Origin of the sequence: Qipengyuania flava (assembly GCF_019448255.1) — a bacterium.
Lineage (GTDB): Bacteria > Pseudomonadota > Alphaproteobacteria > Sphingomonadales > Sphingomonadaceae > Qipengyuania > Qipengyuania flava_A.
Genome location: NZ_CP080410.1, coordinates 628,322 through 641,532 on the forward strand (window position 1 = coordinate 628,322; position 13,211 = coordinate 641,532).

The 13,211-nt window shown below is 64.8% G+C and carries 13 protein-coding genes; 4 read left to right on the forward strand and 9 right to left on the reverse strand.

Translation table 11 applies throughout. From position 1 onward, the window contains the following. Positions 1-61 precede the first annotated feature (61 nt). Positions 62-2,593, forward strand: a complete 2,532-nt coding sequence (locus tag KUV82_RS03230) for a glycoside hydrolase family 3 protein (RefSeq protein WP_219955467.1) — start codon at positions 62-64, stop codon at positions 2,591-2,593. Between the two features lie 30 nt (positions 2,594-2,623). Then, the gene (locus KUV82_RS03235; RefSeq protein WP_219956190.1) at positions 2,624-3,091 is read left to right on the forward strand and encodes a gluconokinase; all 468 of its coding nucleotides are present in this window, start codon (positions 2,624-2,626) and stop codon (positions 3,089-3,091) included. Here KUV82_RS03235 and KUV82_RS03240 read toward each other — a convergent pair. The 6 genes from KUV82_RS03240 to KUV82_RS03265 all read right to left on the reverse strand — a co-directional run bounded on the left by KUV82_RS03240 (position 3,080) and on the right by KUV82_RS03265 (position 7,653). After that, positions 3,080-4,444 (reverse strand): GntT/GntP/DsdX family permease, encoded by a 1,365-nt coding sequence (locus KUV82_RS03240; protein ID WP_219955468.1) that lies wholly within the window; start codon positions 4,442-4,444, stop codon positions 3,080-3,082. The two genes, KUV82_RS03235 and KUV82_RS03240, sit on opposite strands and share 12 nt — an antisense overlap. Positions 4,445-4,459: 15 nt before the next feature. Beyond that, positions 4,460-4,816 carry a cupin domain-containing protein gene (locus KUV82_RS03245; protein WP_219955469.1) on the reverse strand — a complete coding sequence of 119 codons (357 nt, stop codon included), beginning with the start codon at positions 4,814-4,816 and terminating at the stop codon, positions 4,460-4,462. A 234-nt stretch (positions 4,817-5,050) separates the two neighbouring features. Further along, complete coding sequence (locus KUV82_RS03250; RefSeq protein WP_258319827.1) at positions 5,051-5,629, reverse strand: pyridoxamine 5'-phosphate oxidase family protein; 579 nt, start codon at positions 5,627-5,629, stop codon at positions 5,051-5,053. Positions 5,630-5,647: 18 nt separating this feature from the next. Then, positions 5,648-6,070 (reverse strand): nuclear transport factor 2 family protein, encoded by a 423-nt coding sequence (locus KUV82_RS03255; protein ID WP_219955470.1) that lies wholly within the window; start codon positions 6,068-6,070, stop codon positions 5,648-5,650. A 110-nt stretch (positions 6,071-6,180) separates the two neighbouring features. Beyond that, positions 6,181-6,663 carry a YHS domain-containing (seleno)protein gene (locus tag KUV82_RS03260; protein WP_219955471.1) on the reverse strand — a complete coding sequence of 161 codons (483 nt, stop codon included), beginning with the start codon at positions 6,661-6,663 and terminating at the stop codon, positions 6,181-6,183. 144 nt (positions 6,664-6,807) lie between these two features. Beyond that, a complete protein-coding gene (locus tag KUV82_RS03265; protein ID WP_258319828.1) occupies positions 6,808-7,653 on the reverse strand; it encodes a cysteine hydrolase in 846 nt (281 codons plus the stop codon). A gap of 227 nt (positions 7,654-7,880) precedes the next feature. On the opposite strand from KUV82_RS03265, the gene KUV82_RS03270 reads away from it, so the two are divergent. Next, on the forward strand, positions 7,881-8,456 hold the full coding sequence (locus KUV82_RS03270; RefSeq protein WP_219955472.1) for a TetR/AcrR family transcriptional regulator: 576 nt from the start codon (positions 7,881-7,883) through the stop codon (positions 8,454-8,456). A gap of 14 nt (positions 8,457-8,470) precedes the next feature. Then, complete coding sequence (locus tag KUV82_RS03275; protein WP_219955473.1) at positions 8,471-9,130, forward strand: cupin domain-containing protein; 660 nt, start codon at positions 8,471-8,473, stop codon at positions 9,128-9,130. Here KUV82_RS03275 and KUV82_RS03280 read toward each other — a convergent pair. The 3 genes from KUV82_RS03280 to KUV82_RS03290 form a co-directional block, all read right to left on the reverse strand. Next, positions 9,127-10,518, reverse strand: coding sequence for an alpha-amylase family glycosyl hydrolase (locus tag KUV82_RS03280; protein WP_219955474.1), 1,392 nt, complete (start codon positions 10,516-10,518; stop codon positions 9,127-9,129). The genes KUV82_RS03275 and KUV82_RS03280 overlap by 4 nt on opposite strands. Continuing rightward, on the reverse strand, positions 10,511-12,043 hold the full coding sequence (locus tag KUV82_RS03285) for an MFS transporter (protein ID WP_219955475.1): 1,533 nt from the start codon (positions 12,041-12,043) through the stop codon (positions 10,511-10,513). The genes KUV82_RS03280 and KUV82_RS03285 overlap by 8 nt, the downstream gene beginning before the upstream one ends. Positions 12,044-12,157: 114 nt before the next feature. Then, positions 12,158-13,198, reverse strand: a complete 1,041-nt coding sequence (locus tag KUV82_RS03290) for a LacI family DNA-binding transcriptional regulator (protein ID WP_219955476.1) — start codon at positions 13,196-13,198, stop codon at positions 12,158-12,160. Positions 13,199-13,211 lie beyond the last annotated feature (13 nt).

Below are 13,211 nucleotides of genomic sequence, written 5' to 3' on the forward strand. Positions count from 1 at the left end.
ACTCGGGTGATGTCCGGAATCGTCCAGGCATCGGCAATGGGATGGGATCGGTTTTTAGATCATGAATGCACTAACGCGCGCAATGCTGCTGGCGACCAGCGTGATGCCCCTCTGCGCGACAAGCGCGGCAGCGCAGGACGCCGAGGACCGGGCCGGTTCGTCCGTCCCGATCGATGGCGAAGGCATGATCCATCCGGAGATCTGGCCGGCGCTCGAACCCTTGCCGCTCGATCCGGAAATCGAAGCGCGGATCGATCGCATCATGGCCCGCATGACCTTGGAACAGAAAGTCGGTCAGATCATCCAGGCCGATTCGAGCGCGGTCACGCCCGAAGAAGTGAAGCAGTACCGGCTCGGCTCGGTCCTCAGCGGCGGCAACTCCGCTCCGGGGCCGCTGCCCTATGCCAGCGCGGATGCGTGGCTGGAGCTGGCCGATGCCTACTGGAACGCATCGACCGATGCTGAGGGCGTCGACATTGCGATCCCGATTATCTGGGGGATCGATGCGGTTCACGGTCACGCCAATCTGTTTGGGGCGACCGTTTTTCCGCACAACGTCGGCCTTGGCGCTGCGAACGATCCCGACCTCGTTGAACGGATCATGCGGGCGACTGCGCGCGAACTGGTCGTCTCCGGCCACGACTGGACCTTTGCGCCCACGTTGGCCGTGCCGCGCGACGATCGCTGGGGCAGGGGGTATGAGGGCTTTTCGGAAAGCCCCGAAATTGTCGTCTCCTATTCCGATCGGATCGTCGAAGGCTTGCAAGGCGCCTTCGGATCGGACTCCTTCCTTTCCGATGGGCGCATCCTGTCCTCTGCCAAGCATTTCATCGCCGACGGCGGTACCGATGGCGGACGCGATCAGGGCGATGCCAGCATCTCCGAAGAAGAGCTGCGCGATGTCCACGCGATGGGATACCTGCCCGCTATCGAAGCCGGCGTTCAGACGGTCATGATCTCCTTCTCCAGCTGGCAGGGCGTCAAGATGACCGCCAACCGCCCGCTGATCACCGATGTGCTCAAGGGCCGGATGGGGTTCAACGGCTTTGTCGTCAGCGACTGGAACGCCCACGGCCAGATCCCGGGGTGCAGCAACACCGATTGTCCCGAGGCGCTCGATGCAGGGCTCGACATGTTCATGGCGCCCGACAGCTGGAAAGGCCTCTACGAAAGCACGCTGGCCCATGCGAAGTCAGGGCGCGTCCCGATGGCGCGGCTAGACGATGCGGTGCGCCGTATCCTGCGGGTGAAGCTGAACTACGGCCTTTTCGAAAAGGCACCTCCGAGCGCCCGTCGCGGGGCTGGTGATACGAGCCAGCTTTCCAGTCCGGACCACGCCGCACTGGCGCGCGAGGCGGTGCGCAAATCGCTCGTGCTGCTCAAGAACGAAGGCCAGCTCCTGCCCTTAGAGGGTACCGGGCGGGTCCTTGTGGTCGGCGATGGTGCGGACAGCATCGCCAAGGCTTCTGGCGGGTGGACGCTTTCGTGGCAGGGCGGGGCGCACACCAATGACGAATTCCCCGGCGGGACTTCAATCCTCGACGGGATCCGAAGCGCGGTCGAAGCGCGCGGCGGAACCGTCGTGTTCGACCGTGACGGGACCGGTGCGCCGGCCGCCGATGTGGTCATCGCGGTCTATGGCGAGGATGCTTACGCCGAGTTCCAGGGCGATCGGCAGAACGTCGATTTCGACGACGGCGAGTTCGACACGGCGCGGCTCGCCGCTTTCCGCGAGGCCGGTATTCCGGTGGTTTCGGTATTCCTTTCCGGCCGTCCGCTATGGACCAATCCGGAGATCAACGCCTCGGACGCATTTGTCGCGGCCTGGCTGCCCGGAAGTCAGGGGGCAGGCGTTGCCGATGTCCTCTTCCAGACCGACCCTGCCTATGATTTCACCGGTCGCCTGTCGTTCTCCTGGCCGCGCGACGCGGGCCAGGCTGTCCTCAACGTCGGGCAGGCGGACTACGACCCCCTGTTCCCCTACGGCTACGGGCTGAGTTTCGGAGACGAGAGCACGGTCGGAACCTTGCCGGAGGATCCGGGCATCGACCTTGCAAGCTCGGCGAGCGGTGACGTGCTGTTCACCGGCGGCAGGGTTGCCGTGCCGTGGTCCCTCTACGGGCTGATCGACGGGGCGCAAACGCGCATGAACGGCACGACTTGGGATGGCGGCGACCTCGCCTTCTCCGGCACGGATCGCGCTGCCCAGGAGGATTCGCTCCGGATCGACTGGCGCCGCGGCGGGCCGCTCGTGCGCTTTGGAACATTCGACACGGTCGATTTCTCGCGGCAAAGCAACGGTGCAATGGAACTGGCTTTCTTCGCCCGCAACTTCGGCGCCGAGCCGGCCGAGCTTGAAATCGGCCTCGGCTGCACGGGCGCGGAACAATGCGCCGCACCGATCCGGGTGCCGGTGGTGAGCGAGGAATGGCAGGAAGTCCGCGTCAGCCTCTCCTGCTTCGCCGATCGCGGCATTGACCTCTCGCAGGTGAACACGGGGCTGGTGATCGGCTCGAAGGGCCCCGCATCCGTCGGGCTCTCTGACATCCGTCTCGCCCCGGACATCGATGCCATGAAGACCTGCGGATCCTGAGTGTTCGGACCCCGCAGCCTGATAGTCCTCATGGGACCGAGCGGTTGCGGCAAGTCGACGGTGGGGCGTATTCTTTCGGAGATGGCCGATATCCCCTTCATCGAGGGGGATGATTATCATCCACCGGCCAATCGGCAGAAGATGGCGGGCGGATCACCCCTGACCGATGAGGATCGCAAGGCCTGGGTCGATGCGCTCGTAGGAGAAAGCGTGCGCCGGCCCGCGAGCCGCCTCGTGCTCGCCTGCTCGGCGCTAACGACTTACGTGCAGGATCGCTTGCGGTCGGAAAGCAAGCGGAATGTCCTGTTCGTTCTGCTGGATGCAGAGCGCGGCGAACTGGTTCGGCGTCTGGAAGAGCGGGAGAACCACTTCATGCCTGCCTCACTTGCCGACAGCCAGCTCGAAGCTCTGGAAGCGCCCGAGGATGCTTTGCGGGTCGATGCGTCGGATGACCCGCGGGCGATCGCGCGGGCCATCGCATGGAAGCTAGAAGACTAGAGCAAGAACCAGCACGACGGCGAAGCCGGTGAGCCCCACAAAGGTCGAAGACAGCGTCCATGTCCGCAGCGTTTCCGCCGAGCTCAGGCCGAAATAGCGCGAGACCAGCCAGAACCCGGAATCGTTCACGTGACTGGCCATGCTCGCGCCCGAGGCAATCGCGATGGTGAGCAAGGCGAGATCGATCGGCGGCAGGCCCGCTTCGACAGCAACAGGCGCCGTCAGGCCCGCAGCGGTCAGCATCGCCACCGTCGCCGATCCTTGCGCAACGCGCACGACAAGTGCCAGCAGGAAGCCTGCGAGCAGGGGTGCGATACCCAGTCCCAGCAAGCTTTCGGCAAGCATGGCACCGGCCCCTGTGTCGACAAGGACCTGTTTGAACGCCCCGCCAGCACCGGTCACCAACAGGATTACGGCGGTGGGTTCGAGCGCACGGGCCAGAACATCGTCCCGCCTCTCGCGCTCCTGCTGGTCGCACGGAGCGAGGAGGACGGCCGTGACGCCGCAGGCAATGATCAGCGCAACGAAGGGATGACCGATGAACTCAGCCGCTTCCCGCATCGCAGGCGGTGCGCCAAGCGGCCCGGCGAGCGCGCCGGTAACGATCAGGATGATCGGGAGGCCGATAGAGGCGATCGCGCGCCTGGCAAGGCGTGGATCGGCCGGGACCTTCTCGCTGCGAACCTCCAGGAGATTCACCTGCCCTTCCGGCAGCGCGCCTTTGCTGGCGAGCGCTCGCGTGAGAAGAGGGCCGGCGATCAGCATGGCTGGCAGGCCTGCGGCAAAGCCGCACAGGATAACAAGACCGATTTCGGCCGAAAGAATTTCGGCCACGGCCACAGGCCCCGGGGTCGGCGGAATGAAGGCGTGGGCGGTCGCGAGGCCTGCCAGGAGCGGCAGGCCGAAATAGAGGGCCGGACGGCCGGATGTGTGCGCGAGCGAGGCCACGAGGGGGAACAGCAGCACCAAGCCGACATCGAAGAACACCGGGATCGCGATGGCGCTACCCACCACTCCCATTGCAATAGAAGCGCGGCTCGGCTCGCGCGATCCGACCAGGCTTTGTGCGAGGGCCGCCGCGCCTCCCGATGCCTCGAGATAGCCGCCCAGCAGGGCGCCAAGCCCGACGATGACGGCGATGAATCCGAGCACGCCGCCCATGCCCTGCGTGACCGAGGTCACAACGGCATCGGGCGCGAGGCCCGCAAGCAGGCCGGTTCCGAATGTGGCCACCAGCAGGGCGGAAAAAGCGTTGATCTGGCGCACCAGGATCATGGCGAGCAAGGCTACGACGCCCAGAACTGTCGCCGCGAGGGGGCGCCACTCAACCAGGGTCTCGACAAACGCGTCCACTTGGCCCGTCCGCCCTCAGCCGGCCGGGTCTTGCGGAACCGGTACGCCCTTCGAATGCCATTTCCAGAAAACGAAGCGCAGCGGTTCGTCGCCTGTGTTCCGGATTCCGTGAAGGTCCCAGCTGCCAGCGTAGAGCATGTCCCCTGCCGAAGCGGCAAAGCTGCGCTCGCCGATAGTCCATTCTCCGGTGCCTTCCAGCACCATCAGGAACTCTTCTTCATGGTGGCGGTGGGGAGGATGGATCTCGAGACCGGGCTTGATCGTGGCTGTGCCCGAGAGGAGGTCCTGCACTCCGTCGGTCTCGCCTTCGAAATAGGTCACGCCGGTGCCCCAGTCTTCCTCAGAGGTCGTCGCCTCCGCTGCGGAGAGCACGCGCGTCTCAAGACCAGCTACTGCCGCTTCATTGCCGTCTGTCTTGACCGCTGGCTCCGCCCCGGAGCAGCCGCTGACAAGTAAGCCGCCCAACACGGCTATGAATAGTGTGCGCAATGGACCTTCTCCCTAAATCGTTCGGACAATTGATAACGTTGTCAAGACAGGGGCGCAAGGGCGGCGATTGCAGTTGCCCAACTCGTCGGTTGGCCACCGCTGGCGGCGTGCAAGATGTCAGTCGGGGGTGCCCGGACCCATCCCGGCCAGCTGCTCGAGCTCTTCGAGCGTGTAACGCTGGGGGATGTGCTGCGGGCAGTTCCAGTCGAAGCCCGCCAAGGAGATAACGAAAGCGCGCTCCGGCACCGCCTTGTATTCCGGGTCGTGAAGGCGAGCGATGAGATCGGGGTCCTCGGCGATGTCCACGAGTTCGACCGTTCCGAGGATCTTGAGCCGGCGGCGGCCCGGGTAATCCATCAGGAACAGCGAAATGCGGTCGTTGCCCTGCAAATTGCCGACGCTTAGGTACTGGCGGTTGCCGCGAAAATCCGCGTAGGCAAGGCGCCGCTCGTCGAGCACCTTGAGGAACCCTCGCGGCCCGCCCCGGAACTGGACATAGGGCCAGCCGGTCTCCGAAACGGTGGCCTGGTAGAAGCCATCGCGCGCCGCGATGAACTCCGCTTCGCGCGCAGTTAACAGATCGCCGCCGGACATCGCGGGAGTGAGGAAGCGGGCGTAGCTATCGGCGCTGCCCTGCTGTTCCTGTATGGCCCGGACATTGGGCGTGAAGGTGAGTTCGGCGTAGGCACGGGCCATGGGGTTTCTCCTCTTGGGTCAGGCGGTCAGGCGGCGGTCGGTTTCGGCGATGGGCTGGTCGTTGATGCTGGCGTAGCGGCGGCGCATCAGGCCATCCTCATCGAACTCCCACATCTCGTTGCCGTGGCTGCGAAACCATTGCCCGCTGTCGTCGTGCCACTCGTACTCGAAGCGCACGGCGATGCGGTTCTCGGTGAAGGCCCAAAGCGTTTTCTTGAGGCGGTATTCGTGTTCGCTTGCCCATTTGCGCTCCAGAAAGTTGCGGATTTCGGCGCGTCCCTTGAGGAAGGTCGAGCGGTTTCGCCACTCGCTGTCTTCTGAATAAGCGAGCGCCACACGCTCTGGATCGCGGGTGTTCCAGGCGTCTTCGGCGGCCTGCACTTTCGCGGCGGCCGTCTCGGCGGAGAAGGGCGGGAGGATGGGGGCTTTGGCTGGGGTCATGGGAATAACTCGCGAGGGGATTGTGGCGGGGTGCGGCGTTGGGAGGGAGGGGGACAGATCGCCGCACCCCGCCTTGGGTGGACCGGGCGGGTACCCGGCCCGGATCGGGATCAGAGGTCTTCGACCGGTGTGTGCTTGATCTGCGGCCACTGCTCTTCGGCCTTTCGCAGCGTGTTTTCCTTGTCCGCCAGGTAGCGTTCGAACACGGCGGCGTTGACGAACAGGTACAGCTTGCCATCGACGATGTCGGCGTAACGCGGGTCGCCGTCGAGCTTCTTGCCCAGCGCCACGGCGTAGGCGCAGAAGCCGCCGTACTGGGGCAGGTATTTCACCGGGTCGGCCTTGAAGCGCTCCGCCGCAATGGTCGAGGCGAAGTAGTAGGCGACACCGTCGTGGACGACGGCGTGCTTCGCATCACCTTCGGCAACGGCGTTCAGCGTGCTGAGGGCGACCGTGTCGACGCCGTGGACACCAAGCCCGGCGCCATCGAGCGAATAACCGGACGAGACGTTGTATTCATCGGCCGCGATCGCGGGGGCTGCGATGCCAATGGCAAGGGCGGCGAGGGCGAGCTTGAGGGGGGTAACGCGCATTGAACTGCTCCTTGAGGGTTTGGCCTGGGTCGGCCGGGACAGGAAAAGGGAGCGGGGCCGGGAGCTTGGGGGGAGACGGGGGACGTGCTCCCGGCCGCCGCTGCGTGACCGGGGCCGGACAGGTGCCCCGGTCACCGATCATGGTCAGCGGGCGTAGGCCGTACGAATGGCCGCAACCGTGTTGTCGGTGTTGTCGACTGCGCTGGCGATCATGCGGAAGTTGGTGAGCGAGGCGGCGTAGCCGTCATAGAACGGCGTGATTGCGCCGGCCGTGGCATCGGTCACCACCATCACCTCGAAGCCCGCCTCGATCAGGGCGCGCATGTGGGATTCGGTGCACAGGTTCGACGACATGCCGCCGAGCACGACCTTGGAGATACCCGCCTTGCGCAGCTGCAGGACGAGGTCGTTGCTGTCGGGACCGTAGACTTTGTGCGGGCTGGTCACGACCGTGCGGCCGTTGTTGATATGGGGCTTGTACTGCTCGAGCCAGTCGGCGCCCGAGCCTTCGAACCCTTCGAGCGTCAGCGCATGGGGGCGGTCGAACATGCCGATGGAATGCATCAGCGTTTCGAGCGCGCCTTCGAACTGCCAGCGATGGTCGTGCTCGAAATAGTAATGCGGCGAAATGAACACCGGCATCCCGGTTTCATCGGCAACCTCGAAAAGCGCGCCCAGGTTCTCGACCGTGCCGTTCTCGGTGATGCTCTGGCCGACAACGCCCCAGGTTACGCCATCGGGCGAAAGGAAATCGTTCTGCGGGTCGGTGATGACGATGGCCGTCTTGCCCGGTTCGATCGTGAAACCCGGCATCGGCAGGCCGTCGTCAACCGGCGGAGCCTTGGCCGTGGCGGCGCTGGGTTCGCGAGCGTCGGCCTGCGCCGTGAACACGGGAGCGATGGCGAGGGCCAGCAGGCCGGCGAGGCCAACGGCGTGGCCGAGAGTGGTCTTGGTGGCCGCTTTGGGGCGGTGGGAAGCGTAGGGGGGCATCAAACTTTCCTTCCGATTGGCGAGAGTGACATTAACTGATCGGTTCACCTTGAATGGAGAAGGGTAACTGATCTGTCAATGTAAAATCTCATGCCAGACCGATCCACCGCCGCTGTGGCGCGTGTGTTTGGCGGTTAACCCATCGATTTATAACGGGAAAAAATTGTGCCTCTTGAAAAGCCTAGGACCTGATCTATTTACCGTTAGGTCAACCTTAGGAGTGCAATATGAGCGCCTCGAAGCGCGAAGAACTGGTCCAGAAGGCGCTCGAGTCGTTCTATCGCGGGGGCTTCCACGCGATCGGAATGGACCGGCTTGCCAAGGAGACCGGCGTCTCCAAGACCGCGATCTACAAGCACTTCCGTTCCAAGGATGAGCTGATCCTGGCGACCTTGCGCCTGCGCGACGAACAGTTTCGCAACTGGCTGACGCGGCGCACCGAGGCGCTTGCCAGCGACCCGCGCGAGCGCCTGCTGGCGATCTTCGATGCGCTTGGCGAATGGTTCGCCGAACCCGGTTTTCGCAGCTGCATGTTCATCAAGGCCTCGTCCGAGTTCCAGACTCGGGGTGAGCCGATCCACACCATGTCGGCCGAGCACAAGCACCTGCTGGCGCGCTATTTCGCCAAGCTCGCGACCGAAGCCGGTGCGCGCGATCCCGAAGACCTCGCGCGGCAAATCCTGCTGATCAAGGAAGGCGCGATCGTGCTGGCGCACCTCCACGATCCGGCAAAGGTGACGAGCGACGCCAAGGCGCTCGCTTTGGTGGCTGTCGAAGCTGGAATTCCCGGCACGCAGCCGTAACGAAAGGGCCTGCCATGCGCATCAACGCCGATTTCGACAAACCCGCGCAAGCGCATCCTGCCGCGATGGAATGGATTGCCTCGCCCATGGCCGGGGTGGAGCGCAAGATGCTCGACCGGGTCGGGGAAGAGCTGGCGCGCGCGACGTCGCTGGTACGTTACGCGCCGGGCTCGCATTTCTCCGAACACACGCACAGCGGCGGGGAGGAGTTCCTGGTGCTCGAAGGAACCTTCTCCGACCAGACGGGCGATTTTCCGGCCGGGACCTATGTGCGCAACCCCATCGGCACCCGCCACACGCCGCACAGCGATCCTGGCTGCGTGATCTTCGTCAAGCTGCACCAGTTCGCTGGCGACGACGACGACCAGAAGGCAGTCGCGCTCGACACCTCGCTCGTCTCCGGCGTGCAGGAGCTCCACCGCCACGGAGACGAAACGGTGCGCCATGTCGCTTTGGATGATGGCGAGGCGCTGGTCTTCGACGGAAGCGAAGGCGGCGCCGAGGTGCTGCTTCTCGACGGGGCGGCCCAGTCAGCGGGTGAGCGCTTCGGAAAATGGGGCTGGCTGCGTATCCCGGCGGGGCAAGGTGCGGACGTCACCGCGCTTGGGCATGCCCGTTTCTATCTAAAGACGGGACACCTGGCCGCGGTCGAAGCTTTCGAGCCCGACGCCTAGTCCTGCGACGCTAGCAGCGTGTATCCCCATGGCTCCAGCGTGAGTGGTTCACCCATTGCGATTGAGCGCGTCCCCCCGCTCCCGAACTCTGTGTAGGTGCCGTCGGCCAGCGCGCTCGTGGGCGTCACAACCACGCGTTCGCCGCTGAAGTTGAACAGGCCGACAACTTTGTTGCCATCCTTCTGGCGCGCCCAGGCAAAGACCTGTTCGGGGCGATCGGTTTCCAGCTTGTGCATCCGCGCGCCCCATTGGCCGTTGGCCAGCGCCGGATTGGCCTTGCGGAAGGCGATGAGGTCCTTGAGCAGCGCGCCATAGGTGCAGCCTTCGCCCTGACTCCAGTCGATCGGATCGCGCTCGAAGAATTCCAGCCGCTTGGCGTTGCACGCTTCCATGCCGTTGTGGATCAGCGGCAGGCCTTCGCTGGTGAAGGAGAGCGCGGTCATGGCTTCCAGCGCGGGGCCGTAGTTTTCCACCATGGTGCCTTCCCACGCATTGCTGTCGTGGTTCTCGATATAGGTCATCCGCATGGCCTCGCGCGGCCACAGGCTCTCGTTCTCGGCGTAGTAGCCGTAAAAGCTGGTCGCATTGCCCTTGCCATGGGCGACGTCCTTCGAGGTGTTGTGCCAGTCCCAGGCATAGGTTGCGTCGAAGGCCTTGTGGTGGAAGGCCGTCTGCTGGACTTCGCCCAAGAGGAACACCGGCTTGATCGCGTCGAGCCGCTGGCGGGCGGTTTCCCAGAAATCGAGCGGCACGTAGCCGGCGACATCGGCGCGGTAGCCATCCACGCCGAACTCGCGCACCCAGTATTCCATCGCCCCGCCGACATGCTCGCGCACGCCCGGCTTCGACCAGTCGAGGTCGATGATGTCGGACCAGTCCCACCAGGGCGTCGGGCGAAAGCCGCCCTGCCAGTCCTTCTCGTACCAGTCTGGATGCTGCGAGCGCAGCGGATGGTCCCACGCCGTGTGGTTCGCCACGAGGTCGAGGATGACCTTGAAGCCCTGAGCGTGTGCGGCCTCGACGAAGGCGCGGAAGTCGTCCTCCGTGCCGAATTCCGGGTTCACGCCGTAATAATCGAGCACCGAATAGGGGCTGCCCAGCGTGCCCTTGCGGTTCTCCGCTCCGATAGGGTGGATCGGCATGAGCCAGAGGATATCGACGCCCAGCTCCTTCAGGCGCGGGAGCTGTTCCTGCGCGGCGCGAAACGTGCCTTCCTCCGTGAAATGGCGCATGTTGATCTGGTAGAGCACAGCATCGCGCGACCATTCGGGATGCTCGATGGTGACGGTCTGCCGGGTCTCCCAGCCTGTCGCTTCCTGAGGCGTCTGCGCCTGCGCGTTCGCAGTGAGGAGTGCGAGGGCCGCGCTGGCGATCAGGGCCTTACGCATGTGCGCTCTCCTGAGGGATGGCGGCCTTCACACGCAGCATGGCAAGCGCGGCGATCAGCCAAGAAGCGGCTGCGAATAGCATCGTCCAGATTGGCTCGCCCGGGAAGAAGGCCTGCATGATCGATCCCATCACGGTCGCGACCAGCAACTGGGGCACCACGATGAAAACGTTGAACAGCCCCATGAAGATGCCGAGCTTCGCCTGCGGCAGATTGCTGGCAAGGATGGCGTAGGGCATCGCAAGGATGCTCGCCCAAGCGATCCCGATGCCGACTTCGGCAATAAGCAACGCGGTCGCATCGCGGACCAGAAAGAACATCAGGAAGCCGGCTGCGCCCAGCGTCAGGCAGATCGAATGGGTCAGCACCTGGCCGACCTTGCGCGCCAGCGCCGGTAGCAAGGCAAGGGCGGCGATGGCGGCAACCCCATTGTAGACGGTGAAGAGCACGTTCACCCAGCTCGCGCCCTCGTTATAGGCGGCGCTTGCCGTGTCGGTGCTTCCGAACACGTACTGGGTGACGACCGGCGTGGTGTTGATCCACATGATGAACAGCGCCGACCAGCTGAAGAACTGCACCAGCGCGAGGCGCTTCATGACCTCGGGCATGCCGGAAAAATCGCCGACGATGCTGGAGAGCATGTTGGCGGTCTTGCCCTGCTTAGCGAGGGCAATACCGACCGCGCTCAGGACGCCGTAAGCGGCGAGCAGCGCGCCTAGGAGTAGGACCTCTTTCTCCAGGCCGAGCGCATCGACCGCCAGCACGACCAATACGCCCGCTGCGATCCAGATGGCCGAGCCGACATAGCTCTTGCTGGCGAGCGCGCGGACCGGTTGCTGGGAGGCTTCTTCCTCGTGCCCGGCGAAGGCGGCCTGCTGTTCAGGACTGTATTCGCGCGTGGTGACGATGGTCCACATGACCGCCGTGAACAGCGCAAGCCCGCCGCCCCAGAAGCTCCATTTCACCGTGTCGGGAATGCCGCCATCGGCCGCCACGTTGCTCACCCCGAGCTGTTCGAGGAACCAGGGGAAGATCGAGCCCACAACGGCTCCCGCCCCGATAAAGGCGGTCTGCACGGCATAGCCCGCCGCGTGCTGGTCAGAGCGCAGCATGTCGCCGACGAAGGCGCGGAAGGGCTCCATCGAGATGTTGAGCGACGCGTCGAGCAGCCACAGCATGGCTGCTGCGAACAGCAGCGGGGCACCGAAGGCCGGGCTCAGCGGCATGAGGAACAGGGCAATCGCAGAAAGGATCGCACCGGTCAGGAAGTAGGGACGACGGCGGCCGAGCCGGTTCCAGGTCCGGTCTGACAGATGGCCGATGATCGGCTGGACAAGGAGGCCGGTCAGCGGCGCGGCGACCCACAGGGCGGGCAGGTCGTCGATGCTCGAACCCAGCGTCTGGAAGACGCGGCTCATATTCGCGTTCTGCAGCGCAAAGCCGATCTGGATGCCGAAGAAACCGAAGCTGATGTTCCACAGTCCGGCAAAGTTCTGGCGCGGTTTTTCCCGCAGCGCCTCTGTCATGAGAAGTCCCTCGTCCCTGTGCCGTGCGGGTCTGGCGCCCGCTTTGGCTTTGCTATGGCAGGAACGCTTGCACGGCGCGGGCCTAGCGCCAAGTGCGTATACGAATACGCTGGCCTAGCGCGGCGCAGCGCTGCTGGCGCGCACGACCAGCTTTCCGGGCAGTTTGCGAGGCGGCAGGTCGCGGTCTTCGATCTGCGCGATCAGGCCCTCGACCAGCGCCTGTCCGGCCCCGCGAATGTCCTGCATCACCGTGGTCAGCGGCGGGGTTGTCAGGCTGGCGGCGGGAATGTCGTCGAAGCCGACCACGGCCACATCGTCCGGCACGCGGCGCCCGGCTTCGGCGAGGGCGCGCATGGCGCCGATGGCAATAAGGTCGCTGGCCGCGAAGATCGCGTCGAACGCGGTCCCGCTTGCGAGCAAGGCCTGGGCCGCGGCGTGGCCTTCCTCCTCGGTGGTGAGCGCGTCGAATTGCAGCGCCGGGTCCACGCCAAGCCCTGCCTCGTCGAGCGCGTCGCAAAGTCCGCGGTACCGCCCTGCGAACTCGGGATAGTGGTCGTCCGCATGGCCGAGGAACGCGATCCGCTTGCGGCCTTGCTCGACCAGATGCGCCCCGGCGAGCTTGCCCGCCGCGACGTTGTCGGTCCCGATGGTGACCCCGCTCGAATCGCTCGAAACCGATCCCCAGCGGGTGAACTGCGTGCCCTGCCGAGCGAGCTGGTCCATGCGCTCGCGGTACTTCGTGTAGTCGCCGTAGCCGAGCAGGATGAGGCCATCGGCGCGGTGGCTGTCCTGGTACTGGACGTGCCAGTCGTCTTCCATGCGCTGGAACGAAATCAGCAGGTCCAGCCCCCGATCCGCACAGGCGCGCGTGATCGATCCGAGCATGGCGAGGAAGAAGGGGTTGATCATGCTCTCGTCGGGCGTCGGGTCCTCGAAAAAGAGCAGGGCAATGGTGTTCGAGCGCTGGCTGCGAAGAGAGGACGCGTTCTTGTCGACCGTGTAATTGAGGTCGCGGGCAATCGCTTCGATCTTCGCGCGGGTCTTGGCGCTGACCGACTTGTCGCCGCGCAGGGCACGGCTGACCGTGGGCTGCGAAACCCCCGCCTCATAGGCAATGTCGAAGCTGGTCGGCCGACCTGTCGGCTTGCGACCCATTGCACGTCTCCTG

Bases quoted from the DNA above. Each gene is read 5' to 3' on its own strand.
- KUV82_RS03230 (WP_219955467.1), top strand. From the start codon at position 62: ATGAATGCACTAACGCGCGCAATGCTGCTGGCGACCAGCGTGATGCCC.
- KUV82_RS03235 (WP_219956190.1), top strand. From the start codon at position 2,624: ATGGGACCGAGCGGTTGCGGCAAGTCGACGGTGGGGCGTATTCTTTCG.
- KUV82_RS03250 (WP_258319827.1), bottom strand. From the start codon at position 5,629: ATGGCCCGTGCCTACGCCGAACTCACCTTCACGCCCAATGTCCGGGCC.
- KUV82_RS03255 (WP_219955470.1), bottom strand. From the start codon at position 6,070: ATGACCCCAGCCAAAGCCCCCATCCTCCCGCCCTTCTCCGCCGAGACG.
- KUV82_RS03260 (WP_219955471.1), bottom strand. From the start codon at position 6,663: ATGCGCGTTACCCCCCTCAAGCTCGCCCTCGCCGCCCTTGCCATTGGC.
- KUV82_RS03265 (WP_258319828.1), bottom strand. From the start codon at position 7,653: ATGCCCCCCTACGCTTCCCACCGCCCCAAAGCGGCCACCAAGACCACT.
- KUV82_RS03270 (WP_219955472.1), top strand. From the start codon at position 7,881: ATGAGCGCCTCGAAGCGCGAAGAACTGGTCCAGAAGGCGCTCGAGTCG.
- KUV82_RS03275 (WP_219955473.1), top strand. From the start codon at position 8,471: ATGCGCATCAACGCCGATTTCGACAAACCCGCGCAAGCGCATCCTGCC.
- KUV82_RS03280 (WP_219955474.1), bottom strand. From the start codon at position 10,518: ATGCGTAAGGCCCTGATCGCCAGCGCGGCCCTCGCACTCCTCACTGCG.
- KUV82_RS03285 (WP_219955475.1), bottom strand. From the start codon at position 12,043: ATGACAGAGGCGCTGCGGGAAAAACCGCGCCAGAACTTTGCCGGACTG.
- KUV82_RS03290 (WP_219955476.1), bottom strand. From the start codon at position 13,198: ATGGGTCGCAAGCCGACAGGTCGGCCGACCAGCTTCGACATTGCCTAT.